Origin of the sequence: Pseudomonas putida, assembly GCF_028682395.1 — a bacterium.
Taxonomy (GTDB): Bacteria; Pseudomonadota; Gammaproteobacteria; order Pseudomonadales; family Pseudomonadaceae; genus Aquipseudomonas; species Aquipseudomonas putida_AB.
Genome location: NZ_JANHLC010000001.1, coordinates 341473 through 360627, shown reverse-complemented (window position 1 = coordinate 360627; position 19155 = coordinate 341473). Strand labels below are relative to the sequence as shown.

13 protein-coding genes are annotated in these 19155 nt (G+C 59.9%); 12 read left to right on the top strand and 1 reads right to left on the bottom strand.

Annotated elements, in window-relative coordinates; all coding sequences use genetic code 11:
• Positions 1–2 precede the first annotated feature (2 nt).
• Positions 3–653: a DotU family type IV/VI secretion system protein gene (locus NPS46_RS01695; protein WP_274104656.1), complete on the top strand. Its 651-nt coding sequence runs from the start codon at positions 3–5 to the stop codon at positions 651–653.
• On the top strand, positions 650–4234 hold the full coding sequence (locus NPS46_RS01690) for a type VI secretion system protein (RefSeq protein WP_274104655.1): 3585 nt from the start codon (positions 650–652) through the stop codon (positions 4232–4234). Before NPS46_RS01695 ends, NPS46_RS01690 begins: the two co-directional genes overlap by 4 nt.
• 87 nt (positions 4235–4321) lie before the next feature.
• Here the strand turns inward: NPS46_RS01690 and gltA are convergent, their stop codons facing one another.
• The gene (gltA, locus tag NPS46_RS01685) at positions 4322–5611 is read right to left on the bottom strand and encodes a citrate synthase (protein ID WP_274104654.1); all 1290 of its coding nucleotides are present in this window, start codon (positions 5609–5611) and stop codon (positions 4322–4324) included.
• A gap of 352 nt (positions 5612–5963) precedes the next feature.
• On the opposite strand from gltA, the gene sdhC reads away from it, so the two are divergent.
• The 10 genes from sdhC (at position 5964) to brnQ (ending at position 19040) form a co-directional block, all read left to right on the top strand.
• The gene (gene sdhC / locus NPS46_RS01680; protein WP_274104653.1) at positions 5964–6350 is read left to right on the top strand and encodes a succinate dehydrogenase, cytochrome b556 subunit; all 387 of its coding nucleotides are present in this window, start codon (positions 5964–5966) and stop codon (positions 6348–6350) included.
• Entirely contained in the window at positions 6344–6712 is a 369-nt protein-coding gene (gene sdhD / locus NPS46_RS01675) for a succinate dehydrogenase, hydrophobic membrane anchor protein (RefSeq protein ID WP_274104652.1), read from the top strand. Before sdhC ends, sdhD begins: the two co-directional genes overlap by 7 nt.
• 3 nt (positions 6713–6715) lie before the next feature.
• The gene (gene sdhA, locus NPS46_RS01670; RefSeq protein WP_274104651.1) at positions 6716–8491 is read left to right on the top strand and encodes a succinate dehydrogenase flavoprotein subunit; all 1776 of its coding nucleotides are present in this window, start codon (positions 6716–6718) and stop codon (positions 8489–8491) included.
• 11 nt (positions 8492–8502) lie between these two features.
• On the top strand, positions 8503–9207 hold the full coding sequence (locus tag NPS46_RS01665) for a succinate dehydrogenase iron-sulfur subunit (protein WP_274104650.1): 705 nt from the start codon (positions 8503–8505) through the stop codon (positions 9205–9207).
• Positions 9208–9474: 267 nt separating this feature from the next.
• Entirely contained in the window at positions 9475–12306 is a 2832-nt protein-coding gene (locus NPS46_RS01660) for a 2-oxoglutarate dehydrogenase E1 component (protein WP_274104649.1), read from the top strand.
• A 41-nt stretch (positions 12307–12347) separates the two neighbouring features.
• The gene (odhB, locus tag NPS46_RS01655; protein ID WP_274104648.1) at positions 12348–13565 is read left to right on the top strand and encodes a 2-oxoglutarate dehydrogenase complex dihydrolipoyllysine-residue succinyltransferase; all 1218 of its coding nucleotides are present in this window, start codon (positions 12348–12350) and stop codon (positions 13563–13565) included.
• Positions 13566–13678: 113 nt separating this feature from the next.
• Positions 13679–15121, top strand: a complete 1443-nt coding sequence (lpdA, locus tag NPS46_RS01650) for a dihydrolipoyl dehydrogenase (protein ID WP_274104647.1) — start codon at positions 13679–13681, stop codon at positions 15119–15121.
• Between the two features lie 212 nt (positions 15122–15333).
• On the top strand, positions 15334–16500 hold the full coding sequence (gene sucC, locus NPS46_RS01645; protein ID WP_274104646.1) for an ADP-forming succinate--CoA ligase subunit beta: 1167 nt from the start codon (positions 15334–15336) through the stop codon (positions 16498–16500).
• A complete protein-coding gene (sucD, locus tag NPS46_RS01640) occupies positions 16500–17381 on the top strand; it encodes a succinate--CoA ligase subunit alpha (protein WP_274104645.1) in 882 nt (293 codons plus the stop codon). The genes sucC and sucD overlap by 1 nt, the downstream gene beginning before the upstream one ends.
• Positions 17382–17726: 345 nt before the next feature.
• Positions 17727–19040 carry a branched-chain amino acid transport system II carrier protein gene (brnQ, locus tag NPS46_RS01635; RefSeq protein ID WP_274104644.1) on the top strand — a complete coding sequence of 438 codons (1314 nt, stop codon included), beginning with the start codon at positions 17727–17729 and terminating at the stop codon, positions 19038–19040.
• The last annotated feature ends 115 nt before the right edge of the window (positions 19041–19155 follow it).

The window sequence follows — 19155 nt, the reverse complement described above, 5'->3', positions numbered from 1 at the left end:
AGATGAGGTTGGTGGATTGCTGGATGCCTGTATTCAATGCCCTGGGCCCGCTGCTGAGTGCCGGGCAGGCGTTGGATGAACAACTGCGCACCTTGTGCGACCAAGCCTTGGCGCGTTCGCTGGCGCATGGATATACCGAGGATGAAGCCCGCGAGGCGCTGTTTGTGGCGGTTGCCTGGATTGACGAGCAGGCCATGACGCGGCTCTGGTCCGGACGCGATGCCTGGCCAGAGGCCACGTTGCAGGCGCATTACTTTGCGATGAGCAGCGCTGGAGTAGCGTTCTATCAGCATCTGGAAGCCTTGCCCGAAGGCGCGACGGCCTTGCGCGAGGTGTATGCGCTGGCGCTGCTGGCGGGATTCGAAGGGCGTTTGGCCGGGTGTGGCGAGGCTGAGCGAGCACGCTATCGTCGCAGCTTTCTACAACGGGTCGTGACGGAGCGGGATGCGTCGGCGCTGGAGCCGGAACAGCCGCTGTTTATCCAGCCGGTGCTGAATGGAGTGAGCGGGGGGCGAAGGGGGCGCCGACGGTTCTCCTGGCTGATCGTGCTGTTGACGCTGGGGCTGCCGCTGGTGTTGCTGGGGAGCGCGCTTGAAGTCTACGGCCAGCGCCTCGTGGAACAGGCACAGGCCTTGTTGGAGCAGCAGCCATGAGCCGATTCTGGATAGTGTTGGGTTGGGGGCTGGCGTTGCTACTGACGGCGCTCGTCAGTTGGATGACGACGCTGTACCAGGGGTGGCCCTGGTGGTGGCTGGTGCCCATGTCCGTGTTGGGGTGTCTGGCCTTGTGGGGCTTGGTACGGTTACGTCGTGCCTGGATGGCGTGGCGCTTGCGCCGTCGTCTTGGCGGGGTGGTAACTGATGCTGTGAGCCGACGCAATCCGGCGTTTGAGCAGGAGTGGCGTGCGGGCCTGGCATCGTTGCGCGGCTCGCGCCTGGGGCGTCTGAAGGCGCCACTATCGGCACAGCCCTGGTGGTTGTTGCTTGAGGTCGGCGCAGGCCAGGCATCGAGGATGCTGGCTGGTTCCGGGCTGGCCTGCGCATTGCAGCCAACTTCGACGCGGCCCGGCGAAGCATTGAACTGGTGGTTCCTGGAGCATGGCGTGGCGCTGGAACCGCGTGGCCGCCTGGCCATGGGCCCGCAGGGGCCTGGCGAATGGCGTGGGCTGTTGCAGCGATTGAGTCGGGTACGGCGGCGTGAGCCGATCAATGGGATCGTGCTGGTGCTGGATATTGCCTGGCTGTTGTCGGCCTCTGGCGAGTCGTTGCGCACACAGGGGCATGGGCTGCGGCAGGCGATGGACGAGTTGAGCAAGGCGTTTGCCCTGCGTCCGCCCATCTACCTGTTGCTCAGTGGGGCTGAGTGCCTGCCGGGTTTTTCGAGGTGGGCGCAGGGGCTGGAGCCAGAACAACGGGCCGAGGCCTTTGGCTTGTTCAGTCAGCAGGTCGAAGGCAATGCGGGACGCTTTCTCGATGAGATTTTCAGTGGTCTGAGTCAGCGTGTGCTCACGCTACAGCTGTCAATGGGCATGTCTGCCTTGCCGCAGGAGGACGCGCTGCAGATGCCCGGGCAGTTGGCCGGATTGCGCGCCCCGCTGGAAGCGTTGCTGGTACCCGCATTTGATTCGAATCCTTATCGGGAGACGCCGCTGCTTGGCGGGTTGTTTCTAACCGCCGAATTAGGCGGTGGCGAAGGGCCGAAGAGCGGGTTTACTCGGCAGTTGTTCGAACACTTACTCCCGTCCCGACGTAGTGCTGGGCTCCCGGTTCGAGGCTGGAGTCAGAGGGCTACCACTGCGCTGTTGGCGGGCTGGCTGCTGGTGTGCGGCGCGGCGCTGGGGTGGGTGGTTTATGTCGAGCGGGAAACGGCTTCAGTCATCGCCAACCTGGCGCGAGGGGCTTCGAGCAGCCTGGTGCCGATGACCGACCAGGAGGCGGATGATCAGCAATTACGCCGCTATCAGGAGCAGGTGATTGCGCTGGAGCAACACGAGCGGCGCTGGATCGGCCCGTTTTTGCCCTTGCAGGCGCCCATCAAGCAGTTGGCCACGCATTACCGTGAGCGCTTTGTCGCGGTTTTTGCTGAGCGCGTGCTGGCCAGGCACCTTGATCACCTGGTCAAGGCGCACCTGGACGAGGGCCTGGCATCGGCCGATCCGGCCGTTCTTGCGGCCTGGGTGCAGCACGTGGTGCGTCGGATCAATTTGCTCAATGCTCGGCTCGATCGCGATGACCAGCGCCTGCATTTACCTTTGCCGGGGCCGGAGTTGGCCCGCTTATCGACAGCCGAGGAGGGGCTGGATTGGCGTCTGGGCGCGCATTATCGCAACTATTTGCTCTGGCAGCCTAGACGTGAGGCCTTACAACTCGAGCGCGAACGGTTGGTCGGGCAACTGACGAGTCTGCGTTTCGACCAGTTGCCGGTGGGCTGGTTGTTGGCCTGGGCGCAAGACCAGAGCGGTCTCCAGCCCATTGGCGCCGAGGACGTGGGGATGTTCTCTGCGGGAGAAGTGCGCTTGCCACAGGCCTTTACGCTGCAGGGACGTGATGCGGTCCGCGGCTTTCTCGGCGAACTGGCGCGGGCGGGGGTGGCGGCGTCCGCGGTGCAGCGCTTGCAGCGGCTGTATCACGCCGAGGCACTGCTGGCCTGGCATGGCTTTGCCCAGGGTTTGCTGGATGCCTCCTCTGCACAGCCGCGCGATGAGCGGCAGTGGCGGATGGTACTGCTACGCCTGGGTACTCGCGAGGACCCGTTTCTGGCGGTAATGACATTGCTGGCTGAGCGCTTTCGCGAAGAGAGCCGTACACCATGGGTCGACGAGGTGATTCGCCTGCAACGAGTGTTGCTCAGCAGCCGTGAGGGCAAGCTGCCGGAGCAGGGCATCATGGCCAATGTGCGGATTGCCCAGGACCGCGGCGGAGAGTGGTTGCACAAGATGGCCGACGGCGATATGGGGTTGCGCGGTGGCGCCGCGCAGTGGCGCCAGGATGTGGGCGAGGCACGGCGCCTGGCGCGCTATCAAAGGCTATTGCGAGAAGTGATCGACGAGGCCCTGCAAAGTGATGGCCAAGCCCTGCGTATCGCGATGCAAACCTGGTCATATGCAGTATCGCCCCAGGCCGTAGCGGCGCCTTTATGGGAGGCCGGGCAGTTGCTCGACAGCTTGCGTGACGGCTCCCTGAGTGGTGATCGTGGGGATCGGCTGGGCTGGGACCTGGTCGGTGCGGGGTTGCACATGACCCTATCATTTCTGGGGCACACCAGTGCTTGTCGCCTCCAGCAGGATTGGTCGGCGCAGGTGCTGGGGGGGCTGCAAGGTGTGACCGATCCGCTGCAGCGTCATGCCTTGCTCTATGGTCCCCAGGGGCGAGTGCCGGCATTTCTGGAAGGGCCACTGGGGGCGTTCGTGACTCAGGATGCCCGGGGATATCGAAGTCGGGAAATCATGGGGCAGTCGATTGCCCTGCAGGCGCCGTTTCTATCCTTTATTAGTGGCATGCAGCAGGCTCGGGTGGCGCTGGAGCAGCGTACGGGCAGGGCTCGTGCTGCCGAGCGGGCTGGCGAACAGCGCGAGCTAGCCCTGGAACAGGAGGTGCAAGCGTTGAGCGAGCAGTTGGCCCCGCTTCAATCGCAACTGCTGGTGTTGCGCGCGGGTAGCGCAACGGTGGACTTGAGTGTAACGCCCGTGCAGCTCAACCGTGGTGCGCGCCAGTTGCCTAGGCGAACTCGCCTGACCTTGCAGTGCAACGGACGCAGGACGGAGCTGGAAAATTTCAACTTCCCCACGCAAGCCAGCTTTGTCTGGGCCGCTCAAGGGTGTGCGGATGTCGATCTGGAGATTGATTTCGAACACTTTACCTTGCACAAACGCTGGGCCGGTGAGCGTGGTTTTATCGAGTTCCTGCGCACTTTCCGTGACGGGCGCTATACCTTCGGGCTAGGGGATTTTCCTGCGCAGCGCGATCTCATGGAGGGGGCGGGCATTGGTTGGCTGCAATTGAGCTATCGCCAGCAGGGAGCGTTGGCGTTGCTGGAGCGCTATGGCGAAGTGGATCGCCTGGAGAGCCGGCTGGCCGAGATCACCGCACGCCTGGACAGCGCGCGCCAACTGCTGGGCGAGCAGCGCCGGGTGCGCAATGCTCAGTCCCAGGCCAAGCCGATAGGCGCGGCACTGGTGGTGCCGGAGCACATTGCCGATTGTGCGCGTGCCCCCCAGCGGGCTGGTGCCTGGTGATTCGATAACGGGGGGTACAAACGAATACGGCCTCGAAATCGAGGCCGTATGGGCAATGGGGCTAGCTGACGCGAGGCGTCGCAGACCTTACTTGCGGTCTTCCAGTTTGCTGATGTCGCGCGACTCGTAGCCTGTGTACAGCTGGCGTGGACGGCCAATCTTGTACGGGCTGGAGAGCATTTCCTTCCAGTGCGAGATCCAGCCGACGGTCCGCGCCAGGGCGAAGATCACGGTGAACATGCTGGTTGGGATGCCGATCGCCTTGAGGATGATCCCCGAGTAGAAGTCGACGTTCGGGTACAGCGAGCGCTCGATGAAGTACGGATCGGTCAGGGCGATCTCTTCCAGGCGCATGGCCAGTTCGAGTTGCGGATCGTTCTTGATCCCCAGTTCGCGCAGGACTTCATCGCAGGTCTGCTTCATGACGGTGGCACGTGGATCGCGGTTTTTGTAAACGCGATGGCCGAAGCCCATCAGTTTGAACGGGTCGTTCTTGTCCTTGGCCTTGGCGATGTAGGTGTCGATGTTGGAAACATCGCCAATTTCATCGAGCATGGTCAGTACGGCTTCGTTCGCACCGCCGTGGGCAGGGCCCCACAGTGCGGCGATACCGGCGGCGATACAGGCGAACGGGTTGGCGCCCGAAGAACCGGCCAGACGGACGGTAGAAGTCGAGGCATTCTGCTCATGGTCGGCGTGGAGGATAAAGATCCGGTCCATTGCCTTGGCCAGTACCGGGCTGATCGGTTTGATCTCGCACGGGGTATTGAACATCATGTGCAGGAAGTTTTCGGCGTACGACAGGTCGTTGCGCGGGTACATCATGGGTTGGCCCATGGAGTACTTGTAAACCATCGCGGCCAGGGTTGGCATCTTGGCAACCAGGCGGATCGCGGAAATTTCGCGATGCTGCGGGTTATTGATGTCCAGGGAGTCGTGGTAGAAGGCCGACAGGGCGCCGACCACACCGCACATCACCGCCATTGGGTGGGCGTCGCGGCGGAAGCCGTTGAAGAAGCTCTTGAGTTGCTCGTGCACCATGGTGTGATTTTTCACAGTGCTGACGAACTGGGCTTTCTGCTCGACTGTTGGCAGTTCGCCATTTAGCAGCAGGTAGCAGGTTTCCAGGTAGTCCGATTTCTCAGCCAGTTGCTCGATCGGGTAACCACGATGAAGCAAAATGCCATTATCACCATCAATATAGGTGATCTTCGACTCGCAGGAAGCGGTCGACATGAAGCCAGGGTCGAATGTGAACCGGCCCGTGGCCGTCAGGCCCCGCACGTCGATTACATCGGGACCAACGGTGCCGGTTAAAATGGGCAGCTCGACGGGGGCTGCGCCCTCGATGATCAACTGCGCTTTTTTGTCAGCCATGTGGCCTCCTATTTATGCTTGAAATCATCAGACAGACCCCCCACGCAGGGCCCGCACCACTATAGTGAGATAAATTCGAATGTCAATTTGCCTAAAGTCTTGTGTCAGAAGGCTTTAAGCGGTCTTTTTCCGCGAAATTCCCTGCCGTTTACGCCTTTTATTCGGGTAAAGCAATGAGCTATTAGGGGTAGGCATTCGCGTTGTCATTAGTAGCCTAACTGTCTATACTCGGCAGCCGACCGCCAGGGGCTTTTGGGCCCGTTTTCATGGGGGTCGTCACTCCCTGGGTGGTGGGTACCTGACCAGTGCACTTGCCCAACAACTTTGCCCTGATTGTTAGGGGCTCTTCAGTGTGAAAAAAGCCGTGAATAGCCAACGACCTGTAAACCTAGACCTAAGGACCATCAAACTCCCCATAACCGGCGTTACGTCGTTTCTTCACCGTGTTTCCGGAATCATCCTCTTCCTCGGCCTTGGCATCATGCTTTACGCATTGAGCAAGTCCCTGGGTTCTGAAGAGGGTTATGCCGAGGTGAAGGCATGCCTGACCAGTCCGCTGGCCAAGTTCGTGACTTGGGGCCTTCTGTCCGCATTGATGTATCACTTGGTTGCCGGTGTGCGCCATTTGATCATGGACATGGGCATCGGTGAGACGCTGGAAGGCGGCAAGCTGGGCTCGAAAATCGTTATCGCCATCTCCGTGGTGGTAATCGTTCTGGCGGGAGTTTGGATATGGTAACCAGCGTTACGAACCTATCGCGTTCGGGCCTCTATGACTGGATGGCACAGCGCGTGTCGGCGGTCGTTCTTGCGGCTTATTTCATCTTCCTGATCGGATACCTCGTCGCGAACCCAGGCCTTGGCTACGCCCAATGGCATGAACTGTTCTCGAGCAACTGGATGCGTATCTTCAGTCTGCTGGCTCTCGTTGCCCTGGGCGCTCACGCCTGGGTCGGCATGTGGACCATCGCGACCGACTACCTGACGCCAATGGCGCTGGGCAAGTCTGCGACAGCAGTACGTTTCCTCTTCCAGGCAGTATGCGGCGTTGCAATGTTCGCCTACTTCGTCTGGGGTGTGCAGATTCTTTGGGGTATCTGATTCATGGCTAACACAGTTAATACGCTCTCGTTCGACGCCATCATCATTGGCGGCGGCGGTGCCGGCATGCGCGCTGCTCTGCAGCTGGCACAAGGCGGTCACAAGACCGCTGTGATCACCAAGGTTTTCCCGACTCGCTCGCACACCGTATCCGCCCAGGGTGGTATCACCTGTGCCATCGCTTCGGCCGACCCGAACGATGACTGGCGCTGGCACATGTACGATACCGTCAAGGGTTCCGACTATATCGGTGACCAGGACGCTATCGAGTACATGTGTTCCGTAGGTCCGGAAGCGGTTTTCGAGCTCGAGCACATGGGCCTGCCGTTCTCCCGTACCGAGCAAGGTCGTATCTACCAGCGTCCATTCGGCGGCCAGTCGAAGGATTTCGGTAAAGGTGGCCAGGCTGCCCGTACCTGCGCTGCGGCCGACCGTACCGGTCACGCACTGCTGCACACCCTGTACCAGGCCAACCTCAAGGCCGGCACCGTATTCCTCAACGAATACTACGGCGTCGACCTGGTGAAGAACGAAGATGGTGCCTTTGTCGGCATGATCGTCATCTGCATCGAAACCGGTGAAACCTCCTATGTACGCGCCAACGCCACCGTATTGGCGACCGGCGGTGCGGGCCGTATCTACTCGTCCACCACCAATGCCCTGATCAATACCGGTGACGGTATCGGCATGGCGCTGCGTGCTGGCGTGCCGGTCCAGGACATCGAAATGTGGCAGTTCCACCCAACCGGCATCGCCGGCGCCGGTGTACTGGTGACCGAAGGTTGCCGTGGTGAAGGTGGTTACCTGATCAACAAGCACGGCGAGCGTTTCATGGAGCGTTATGCTCCGAACGCCAAGGACCTTGCCGGTCGTGACGTGGTTGCCCGTTCGATGGTTAAAGAAATCATCGCCGGCAACGGCTGTGGCCCGGATGGCGACCACGTGATGCTGAAACTCGATCACCTCGGTGAAGAAGTTCTGCACAGCCGTCTGCCAGGCATCATGGAACTGTCCAAGACCTTCGCGCACGTCGATCCGGCTCTTGCGCCGATCCCGGTCGTTCCGACCTGCCATTATATGATGGGCGGTGTAGCCACCAACATTCACGGTCAGGCGATCACCCAGGACGCCGATGGCGTCGACCAGATCATCCCAGGCTTGTTTGCCGTGGGTGAAGTGGCCTGCGTATCGGTTCACGGTGCCAACCGCCTGGGCGGCAACTCGCTGCTCGACCTGGTGGTGTTCGGTCGTGCTGCTGGCCTGTTCCTGGAACAGACCCTCAAGGAAGGCGTTGACTACACCCGTGCTCGCCAGTCCGACATCGACGCCGCCCTGGCGCGTCTTGACGGCCTGAACGCGCGTACTGACGGTGAAGACGTCGCCACCCTGCGTAAAGAACTGCAAAGCTGCATGCAGAACTACTTCGGTGTATTCCGTACCGGCGAATACATGCAGAAGGGTATCGCTCAGTTGGCTGACCTGCGTGGGCGTATCGCCAACGTCAAGATCAACGACAAGAGCCAGGCGTTCAACACTGCACGTATCGAAGCCCTCGAGTTGCAAAACCTGCTTGAAGTGGCCGAAGCGACTGCGATTGCCGCAGAAATCCGCAAAGAGTCCCGTGGTGCTCACGCCCGTGAAGACTTCGAAGACCGCGACGACGAAAACTGGCTGTGCCACACCCTGTACTTCCCGGGTGAGAAACGCGTTGCCAAGCGTGCCGTGAACTTCTCGCCGAAGACTGTTCCGACTTTTGAACCTAAGATTCGGACTTATTAAGGGTGGCCGATATGTTGCAAGTCAGTGTTTATCGCTACAACCCTGATCAGGACGCTGCGCCGTTCATGCAGGAATTCTCGGTCGATACCGGTGGTAAAGACCTGATGGTGCTGGATGTGCTGGCACTGATCAAAGAGCAGGACGAAGGCTTCTCCTACCGTCGTTCCTGCCGCGAGGGCGTTTGCGGCTCCGACGGCATGAACATCAACGGCAAGAACGGCCTGGCCTGCATCACGCCGCTGTCCGCCGTGGTCAAGCGCAACAAGCTGATCGTGCGTCCGCTGCCAGGTTTGCCGGTTATCCGTGACCTGGTCGTCGATATGAGCATCTTCTACAAGCAGTACGAGAAGGTGAAGCCGTTCTTGCAGAACGATACTCCGGCTCCGGCCATCGAGCGCCTGCAAAGCCCTGAAGAGCGTGAAAAGCTGGACGGTCTGTACGAGTGCATCCTGTGCGCTTGCTGCTCGACTTCCTGCCCGTCCTTCTGGTGGAACCCGGACAAGTTCCTGGGCCCGGCCGCTCTGCTTCAAGCTTATCGCTTCCTGGCCGATAGCCGTGACACCAAGACCAGCGAGCGTCTCGCTTCGCTGGATGACCCGTTCAGCGTATTCCGCTGCCGCGGGATCATGAACTGCGTCAACGTTTGTCCGAAAGGCCTGAACCCGACTAAGGCCATCGGTCACGTACGTAGCATGCTGCTGCAAAGCGGCGTTTGATGCGACTGTTGTACCCGTAGTACCGCTGTACGTTGCACCGAAGATGCTACGGCGCAGGCTTCAACCGGCGCCGTAGTTTTAACCTGAGCAACAGCTCATAAAGCTGTGGCTCTTATTTTGAAGAAATGAGACCAGCAGGGGCATCCGGGCTGGTACCCGGACTATCAGCGTGATTCTAAGTGGCTTGTTTTGGTCGCTGCACTCGGACTTCTGCAAGTTTGCTCGGTGTCTTCGCCGGTGGTGTCCCCTTACCGAGGGTGACCAAGCATGCAAGAAAGCGTGATGCAGCGCATGTGGAACAGTGCCCACCTATCCGGTGGTAACGCTGCCTATGTGGAAGAGCTCTACGAGCTCTACCTGCACGACCCGAACGCTGTGCCAGAAGAGTGGCGCACCTACTTTCAGAAGTTGCCTGCTGAAGGCAGCTCTGCTGCCGATGTTTCGCACTCGACTATCCGCGATCATTTCGTCTTGCTGGCAAAGAACCAGCGCCGCGCTCAACCGGTGTCCGCCGGCAGTGTGAGCAGCGAGCACGAGAAGAAGCAGGTTGAAGTGCTGCGATTGATCCAGGCCTATCGGATGCGCGGCCACCAGGCAGCCCAACTCGATCCGTTGGGGCTGTGGCAGCGTCCTGCACCTGCAGACCTGTCGATCAATCATTACGGCTTGACCAATGCCGATCTTGATACGACCTTCCGTGCCGGAGACCTGTTCATCGGCAAAGAGGAGGCGAGCCTACGTGAAATTCACGAAGCGTTGCAGCAGACATATTGCCGCACCATTGGCGCCGAGTTCACCCACATCGTCGATTCCGAGCAACGCCACTGGTTCCAGCAGCGTCTGGAAAGCGTGCGTGGCCGTCCTGCGTATTCCGCAGACGTGCAAAGCCATCTGCTCGAGCGCGTAACCGCCGCCGAAGGCCTGGAAAAATACCTGGGCACCAAGTACCCGGGTACCAAGCGTTTCGGTCTTGAAGGGGGCGAAAGCCTGATCCCGCTGCTGGATGAATTGATCCAGCGCTCGGGTTCCTATGGCACCAAGGAAGTCGTGATCGGCATGGCCCACCGTGGCCGCCTGAACGTGCTGGTGAATACCTTCGGCAAGAACCCGCGCGAGCTGTTCGACGAGTTTGAAGGCAAGAAAAAGGTCGAGCTCGGTTCCGGTGACGTTAAATACCACCAGGGCTTCTCGTCCAACGTCATGACCGCCGGCGGTGAAGTTCACCTGGCGATGGCGTTCAACCCTTCCCACCTGGAAATCGTTTCCCCGGTGGTCGAAGGTTCCGTACGTGCCCGCCAGGATCGTCGCAACGATCCGAACGGCGACAAGGTTCTGCCGATTTCCATCCACGGTGATGCTGCGTTCGCAGGTCAGGGCGTGGTCATGGAAACGTTCCAGATGTCGCAGACCCGTGGTTTCAAAACGGGCGGTACGATTCACCTGGTGATCAACAACCAGGTTGGCTTCACCATCAGCAACCCGCTGGACTCGCGTTCCACCGAGTACGCCACTGACGTCGCGAAAATGATTCAGGCGCCGATTCTCCATGTCAATGGAGATGATCCGGAAGCCGTATTGTTCGTGACCCAGCTGGCTATCGACTACCGCATGCAGTTCAAGCGTGACGTGGTAATCGACCTGGTCTGCTACCGTCGTCGCGGCCACAACGAGGCCGACGAGCCAAGTGGTACCCAGCCGCTGATGTACCAGCAGATCGCCAAGCAGCGCACCACTCGTGAGCTGTATGCCGAACGTCTGACCCAGTCCGGCGTGCTCGATATCGAGCGTGTTCAGGCCAAGATCGACGAGTACCGCAATGCGCTGGACAACGGCCTGCATGTCGTGAAGAGCCTCGTCAAGGAGCCGAACAAGGAATTGTTCGTCGACTGGCGTCCTTATCTGGGCCACGCCTGGACCGCGCGTCACGACACCCGCTTCGATCTCAAGACCCTGCAGGAACTGTCCGCCAAGCTGCTGGAAATCCCAGAGGGCTTCGTGGTTCAGCGCCAGGTCGCGAAGATCTACGAAGACCGTCAGAAGATGCAAGCCGGCGGCCTGCCGATCAACTGGGGTTACGCCGAAACCATGGCGTACGCGACCCTGGCGTTCGAAGGTCACCCGATCCGCATGACCGGCCAGGACATCGGCCGTGGTACGTTCTCGCACCGCCACGCGGTTCTGCACAACCAGAAAGACGCAGGCACCTACATTCCGCTGCAGCACCTGTACGACGGTCAGCCACGTTTTGACCTGTACGACTCGTTCCTGTCGGAAGAAGCGGTACTGGCGTTCGAATACGGTTATTCGACCACCACGCCTAACGCGTTGGTCATCTGGGAAGCCCAGTTTGGCGACTTCGCCAACGGTGCCCAGGTGGTAATCGACCAGTTCATCACCAGTGGCGAGCACAAGTGGGGCCGTCTCTGCGGTCTGACCATGCTGCTGCCGCACGGTTATGAAGGTCAGGGGCCAGAGCACTCCTCGGCACGTCTGGAGCGTTACCTGCAGTTGTGCGCCGAGCACAACATCCAGGTGTGCATGCCGACGACCCCGGCCCAGATCTACCACCTGCTGCGTCGCCAGGTTATCCGTCCGCTGCGCAAGCCGCTGGTGGTCCTGACGCCGAAGTCGCTGCTGCGTCACAAACTGGCAATCTCCACGCTGGAAGATCTGGCCGAAGGTTCGTTCCAGACCGTTATTCCGGAAATCGATGCCCAGGATCCGAAAAAGGTCGGGCGCATTGTTCTGTGTAGCGGCAAGGTCTACTACGACCTGCTGGAAAAACGCCGTGCCGAAGGCCGTGACGACATCGCCATTGTGCGTCTCGAGCAGCTGTACCCATTCCCTGAGGACGACCTGATCGAAGTCCTGGCTCCGTACAAAAACGTCAAACACATCGTTTGGTGTCAGGAAGAGCCGATGAACCAGGGCGCTTGGTACTGCAGCCAGCATCACATGCGTCGCATCATCAGTGGTCACGACAAGTCGCTCGTACTCGAGTACGCCGGCCGTGACGCTTCTGCTGCGCCAGCCTGTGGCTATGCATCGATGCACGCCGAGCAGCAGGAAAAACTGCTGCAAGATGCCTTTACTGTTTAACGCCTCGCGCACCTGAAACCGAATTTAAGGAACCACAGATAATGGCTATCGAGATTAAAGCCCCCACTTTCCCGGAATCGGTTGCCGATGGCACCGTTGCCACCTGGCACAAACAACCGGGCGAAGCGGTCAAGCGCGACGAACTGATCGTCGACATCGAGACCGACAAGGTTGTCCTGGAAGTACTGGCTACAGCTGACGGCGTGCTGGGTCCTATCGTCAAGAACGAAGGCGACACCGTTCTGTCCGACGAAGTCCTGGGCTCCATCGTTGAAGGCGCTGCTGCCGCTGCTCCTGCTGCTGCCCCGGCCGCCGCGCAAGCCGCTGCTCCTGCTGCTGCCGGTGGCGAAGACGATCCAGTGGCCGCGCCTGCCGCGCGCAAGCTGGCTGAAGAGAATGGCATCAACATCGCTTCCGTTGCCGGCACCGGCAAAGGCGGTCGTGTGACCAAGGAAGACGTGGTTGCAGCCGTGGCTGCCAAGAAAGCCGCTCCGGCTGCCGCGCCTGCCAAGGCTGCTGCTCCAGCCGCTGCTGCTCCGGTCTTCGCTGCTGGCGACCGTACCGAGAAGCGTGTGCCGATGACTCGCGTTCGTGCCACCGTGGCCAAGCGCCTGGTAGAAGCACAATCGAACATGGCGATGCTGACCACCTTCAACGAAGTCGACATGACCGAAGTCATGGCCCTGCGTTCGAAGTACAAGGACCTGTTCGAGAAGTCCCACAATGGCGTGCGCCTGGGCTTCATGTCGTTCTTCGTCAAGGCCGCTACCGAAGCGTTGAAGCGCTTCCCGGCAGTCAACGCGTCGATCGACGGTGCGGACATCGTTTACCACGGCTACGCCGACGTTGGTGTTGCAGTGTCCAGCGATCGTGGCCTGGTGGTACCGGTTCTGCGTAACGCCGAACTGATGAGCCTGGCTGAAATCGAAGGCGGCATCGCTACCTTCGGCAAGAAAGCCCGTGACGGCAAATTGTCCATCGACGAAATGACCGGCGGTACTTTCACCATCACCAACGGTGGTACATTCGGCTCGATGATGTCGACCCCGATCGTCAACCCACCGCAAGCGGCGATCCTGGGGATGCACAACATCATCCAGCGCCCGATGGCGATCAATGGTCAGGTCGTGATTCGTCCGATGATGTACCTGGCTCTGTCCTACGATCACCGTTTGATCGACGGCAAAGAAGCTGTGACCTTCCTGGTTACCATCAAGAACCTGCTGGAAGACCCGGCTCGTTTGCTGCTGGATATCTGATTCGAGCTACAGGGCCGGCGACGCGTTCGCCTGCCCATGGCTGAAACGACCAGCTTCGTCCCACGACGGTCCCCACAAGGGGCCGTCCGGTTTGATTCGATAAGGAATGACACATGACCCAGAAATTCGACGTGGTAGTGATTGGCGCGGGCCCTGGTGGCTATGTAGCCGCTATTAAGGCTGCGCAACTTGGCCTCAAGACTGCCTGCATCGAGAAGTACCAGGACAAGGAGGGCAAACTGGCCCTCGGCGGTACTTGCCTGAACGTTGGCTGCATTCCATCCAAGGCGCTGCTGGACAGCTCTTGGAAGTTTCACGAAGCGCAGGATGGTTTCAAGGTTCACGGTATCAATCACGCCGGCGTGACCATGGACGTCCCAGCGATGGTTGGCCGCAAGGCCGGCATCGTTAAAAACCTGACCCTGGGTGTCAGCAGCCTGTTCAAGGCTAATGGCGTTACCGTTCTGGAAGGCCACGGCAAGCTGCTGGCTGGCAAGAAGGTCGAAGTGACCGGTTCCGACGGCAAGGTTCAGATCGTTGAAGCCGAAAACGTAATCCTGGCTTCCGGCTCCCGTCCTATCGATATCCCGCCTGCTCCGGTTGACCAGGACGTGATCGTCGACTCCACCGGCGCCCTGGAATTCCAGGCTGTGCCAAAGCGTCTGGGCGTGATCGGCGCTGGCGTGATCGGTCTGGAGCTGGGTTCGGTCTGGTCCCGTCTGGGCGCTGAAGTCACCGTGCTCGAAGCATTGGACAAGTTCCTGCCGGCAGCTGATGAAGCGGTTTCCAAGGAAGCGCTGAAGACGCTGACCAAGCAGGGCCTGAAAATCCGCCTGGGCGCGCGCGTAACCGGTTCTACCGTTGACGCGAAGAAGAAAGAAGTCGAAGTCAACTACACCGACGCCGACGGCGAGCAGAAGATCGTTTTCGACAAGCTGATCGTTGCCGTGGGTCGCCGTCCGGTGACCACCGAGCTGCTGGCTGCCGATAGCGGTGTAACCATCGACGAGCGCGGCTTCATCTTCGTTGACGACCAGTGCGCTACCAGCGTACCGGGCGTTTATGCGATCGGTGACGTGGTTCGCGGCATGATGCTGGCTCACAAAGCCTCCGAAGAAGGCATCATGGTTGTCGAGCGCATCAAGGGCCACAAAGCCCAGATCAACTACGACCTGATTCCATCGGTTATCTACACCCACCCGGAAATCGCATGGGTTGGCAAGACCGAGCAGGCCCTGAAGGCCGAAGGCGTTGAAGTCAACGTCGGCACCTTCCCGTTCGCCGCCAGTGGCCGTGCCATGGCAGCCAACGATACCGGTGGTTTCGTCAAAGTCATCGCCGATGCCAAGACCGACCGCGTTCTGGGCGTCCACGTGATTGGCCCGAGCGCTGCCGAACTGGTACAGCAAGGTGCAATCGGCATGGAATTCGGCACCAGCGCCGAAGACCTGGGCATGATGGTTTTCTCCCATCCGACCCTGTCCGAAGCACTGCACGAAGCGGCCCTGGCAGTGAATGGCGGCGCCATCCACATTGCCAACCGTAAAAAACGCTAACACGTAGATAATAAGAAACCACGGCGGCGTGCCCGTCGTGAGCCTTGCCTGCAAGACTCACCGCGGAAATTCCGCCGGACTCGACCTCTGTGTGCCGGGCTTGTGACCTTCGGGTTGCGAGTCAAGGTGCGCAGAGTAGCGGTCACAGGTGGTGCGGCACTTACACAAGTGCAGCGCCGAATGCGCAGTACCTAACGAAGACGGTAATAAGCATGAATCTTCACGAGTATCAGGGTAAGCAGCTGTTCGCTGAGTACGGCCTGCCAGTATCCCAGGGTTTCGCCGTAGACACCCCGGAAGCAGCAGCAGAAGCCTGCGACAAAATCGGTGGCACCGAGTGGGTTGTCAAAGCCCAGGTCCACGCAGGTGGTCGCGGTAAAGCGGGCGGCGTTAAGCTGGTTCGCAACAAAGAAGACGCTAAGGCATTCGCACAGCAGTGGCTGGGCAAGCGTCTGGTGACCTATCAGACTGACGCCAATGGCCAGCCTGTCACCAAAATCCTGGTTGAATCGTGCACTGATATCGCTAAAGAGCTGTACCTGGGCGCTGTCGTTGACCGTTCGAGCCGTCGTATCGTTTTCATGGCTTCCACCGAAGGTGGCGTGGACATCGAGAAAATCGCTCACGACACTCCTGAGAAAATTCTTAAGGCCACTATCGATCCACTGGTTGGCGCTCAGCCATTCCAGGGTCGTGAGCTGGCGTTCCAACTGGGCCTGGAAGGCAAGCAAGTCTCCCAGTTCGCCAAGATTTTCGTAGGTCTGGCCAAGCTGTTCCAGGACCACGACCTGGCTCTGCTGGAAGTGAACCCGCTGGTGATCAAGGCCGATGGCGACCTGCACTGCCTGGACGCGAAGATCAACATCGACGCCAACGCAATGTACCGTCAGCCTAAGCTGAAAACCTTCCACGATCCGTCCCAGGACGATCCGCGCGAAGCGCACGCTGCCAAGTTCGAACTGAACTACGTAGCGCTGGAAGGCAACATCGGTTGCATGGTCAACGGTGCTGGCCTGGCCATGGGTACCATGGACATCGTCAACCTGCATGGCGGCAAACCAGCCAACTTCCTCGATGTGGGCGGCGGTGCTACCAAAGAACGCGTGACCGAAGCGTTCAAGATCATCCTGTCCGACACCAACGTGGCGGCAGTACTGGTCAACATCTTCGGCGGCATCGTTCGTTGCGACATGATTGCCGAAGGCATCATCGGTGCAGTGAAAGAAGTCGGCGTGAAAATCCCGGTGGTTGTGCGCCTTGAAGGCAACAACGCTGAACTGGGCGCTAAAGTACTGGCAGAAAGCGGTTTGAACATCATCGCTGCTACCAGCCTGACCGACGCTGCTCAACAAGTTGTCAAAGCTGCGGAGGGCAAGTAATGAGCGTCCTGATCAATAAAGACACCAAGGTTATCTGCCAGGGTATCACCGGTTCGCAGGGTAGCTTCCACACTCAGCAAGCCATCGAGTACGGCACCAAGATGGTAGGTGGCGTTACCCCGGGCAAAGGCGGCACCACTCACCTGGACCTGCCTGTCTTCAACACCGTGAAAGAAGCTGTAGCAGCCACTGGCGCCACCGCCAGCGTGATCTACGTTCCTGCTCCTTTCTGCAAGGACTCGATCCTTGAAGCGGCGTTCGGCGGCATCAAGCTGGTCGTGTGCATCACCGAAGGCATCCCGACCATCGACATGCTCGAAGCCAAGGTCAAGTGCGACGAGCTGGGCGTGATCCTGATCGGTCCTAACTGCCCAGGCGTGATCACTCCAGGCGAATGCAAGATCGGCATCATGCCAGGTCACATTCACTTGCCAGGCAAGGTCGGTATCGTTTCGCGTTCCGGCACCCTGACCTACGAAGCTGTGAAGCAGACCACCGACGCCGGTTTCGGCCAGTCGACCTGCGTCGGCATCGGCGGTGACCCGATCCCGGGTTCGAACTTCATCGACATCCTGAAGCTGTTCCAGGAAGACCCGAAGACCGAAGCGATCGTGATGATCGGCGAGATCGGCGGTTCGGCTGAAGAAGAAGCGGCAGCCTACATCAAGGCTCACGTGACCAAGCCGGTTGTTTCCTACATCGCTGGTGTGACTGCTCCTCCGGGCAAGCGCATGGGCCATGCTGGTGCAATCATCTCCGGCGGCAAAGGCACTGCAGACGAAAAATTCGCTGCACTGCAAGACGCAGGCGTGAAAACCGTGCGTTCGCTGGCAGACATCGGCAAGGCTCTGTCCGAGCTGACCGGTTGGGCGACCAAGTAAGCCTCGTGCTTGTTTGAGCGTTACCAGGCAAAGGCCACCTTCGGGTGGCCTTTGTGCTTTCTAGGGCTCTGGAATGGCCCTTGCCAGCCGTTTTTCGGTCATACGCACTGAAAACGACGTCGTTTTTGTACGTCAATGCGACATCCATGTTCGTCCAGTCGACAGACCGCCCACTGACCATGCGCCGTGCGAGCAAATTCGTTAGGCTGGCCGCCATTTTTGCGTCTGCGCCCCATAAGGGAGCTGCGCGCCAAACGGGTCGACCCTAAGCGGGGCGGCTGCATTTCCCAGACCTTACGGGAAATCCCCCTCTAAATTCCGATTCAGTAGTGTGGTATTTCCTTAATGAAAGTGTTGAAAGGCCAGGACATCCTGGCGCTTGGTTTTATGACATTTGCCCTGTTCGTCGGGGCCGGCAACATCATCTTCCCCCCTATCGTCGGTTTGCATTCCGGCCCCCATGTCTGGATGGCCGCACTGGGTTTCCTGATCACCGCCGTGGGCCTGCCGGTCATCACCGTGGTTGCCCTGGCCAAGGTCGGCGGCGCGATGGATGCCCTGAGCTCGCCCATCGGAAAAGTCGCCGGTGGCCTTTTGGCGGCGGCCGCCTACCTGTCGGTAGGGCCGCTGTTTGCCACCCCGCGTACGGCCACAGTGTCGTTCGAGGTTGGCCTGGCACCTTTGACCGGTGAAAGCCCGCTGGCGCTGTTCCTCTACAGCTCGGCGTACTTCCTGCTGGTGTTCTTTATCTCACTGTATCCAGGGCGTCTGCTCGATACCGTCGGGCGCTTTCTGGCACCGCTGAAGATCATTGCCCTGGCGATTCTGGGCATTGCCGCCTTTGTCTTGCCGGTTGGCGAGATTGGTACGGCCACGCCCGAGTATGTCGCGGCGCCGTTTTCCCAGGGCTTTATCAATGGTTACCTGACCATGGATACCCTCGGCGCACTGGTGTTCGGCATTGTGATCGTCAACGCTATCCGCTCGCGGGGCGTGGTCTCGCCGCAGTTGATCACTCGTTATGCAATTATTGCCGGGCTGATTGCCGGCGTGGGCCTGGCGCTGGTCTATATCAGCCTGTTCCGCCTGGGGTCGGGCAGCCATGAAGTAGCGGCTGGCGCGACCAACGGTGCGGCGGTGCTGCATGCCTATGTGCAGCACACCTTCGGCTCCTTGGGCAGTGGTTTCCTGGCGGTGCTGATCTCCCTGGCCTGCCTGGTTACGGCGGTGGGCCTGACCTGCGCCTGCGCCGAGTACTTCAGCCGGATCCTGCCACTGTCGTACAAGACGCTGGTAGTGATCCTGGTGCTGTTCTCGCTGATGATCTCGAACCTGGGGCTGACCAAGCTGATTCAGTTCTCGATCCCGGTACTGACGGCCATCTACCCGCCGTGCATCGTTCTGGTGGCCCTGAGCTTCTGCAAGCAGTTCTGGCGTAGCGAAGCGCGCATCATGGGCCCGGTGATGCTGGTGTCCTTTGTGTTCGGCGTGATCGATGCCCTGAAGGGTGCCGGGATGGCCCACTGGATGCCCGAGTCGATGTCCCACTTGCCATTGAGTGAGCAAGGCCTGGCCTGGCTGGTGCCGACCGTGATCATGCTCGGCGCGGCGGCGTTGCTCGATCGCCTGCTGGGCAAGCCTCGCGAAGCCCTGGCCTGATCGACCGGCCTGTCAAAAGCGGGCCTGTTTGTCCTAGAAATGCTCCGGTATCGACGAATACCGGGGCATTTTTTATGGTCGTGTCTTTTTCCAGGCGCCAGCGTCGAAGGACTGT

Bases quoted from the DNA above. Each gene is read 5' to 3' on its own strand.
- NPS46_RS01695 (WP_274104656.1), top strand. From the start codon at position 3: ATGAGGTTGGTGGATTGCTGGATGCCTGTATTCAATGCCCTGGGCCCG.
- NPS46_RS01690 (WP_274104655.1), top strand. From the start codon at position 650: ATGAGCCGATTCTGGATAGTGTTGGGTTGGGGGCTGGCGTTGCTACTG.
- gltA (WP_274104654.1), bottom strand. From the start codon at position 5,611: ATGGCTGACAAAAAAGCGCAGTTGATCATCGAGGGCGCAGCCCCCGTC.
- sdhD (WP_274104652.1), top strand. From the start codon at position 6,344: ATGGTAACCAGCGTTACGAACCTATCGCGTTCGGGCCTCTATGACTGG.
- sdhA (WP_274104651.1), top strand. From the start codon at position 6,716: ATGGCTAACACAGTTAATACGCTCTCGTTCGACGCCATCATCATTGGC.
- NPS46_RS01665 (WP_274104650.1), top strand. From the start codon at position 8,503: ATGTTGCAAGTCAGTGTTTATCGCTACAACCCTGATCAGGACGCTGCG.
- NPS46_RS01660 (WP_274104649.1), top strand. From the start codon at position 9,475: ATGCAAGAAAGCGTGATGCAGCGCATGTGGAACAGTGCCCACCTATCC.
- odhB (WP_274104648.1), top strand. From the start codon at position 12,348: ATGGCTATCGAGATTAAAGCCCCCACTTTCCCGGAATCGGTTGCCGAT.
- lpdA (WP_274104647.1), top strand. From the start codon at position 13,679: ATGACCCAGAAATTCGACGTGGTAGTGATTGGCGCGGGCCCTGGTGGC.
- sucC (WP_274104646.1), top strand. From the start codon at position 15,334: ATGAATCTTCACGAGTATCAGGGTAAGCAGCTGTTCGCTGAGTACGGC.
- sucD (WP_274104645.1), top strand. From the start codon at position 16,500: ATGAGCGTCCTGATCAATAAAGACACCAAGGTTATCTGCCAGGGTATC.
- brnQ (WP_274104644.1), top strand. From the start codon at position 17,727: ATGAAAGTGTTGAAAGGCCAGGACATCCTGGCGCTTGGTTTTATGACA.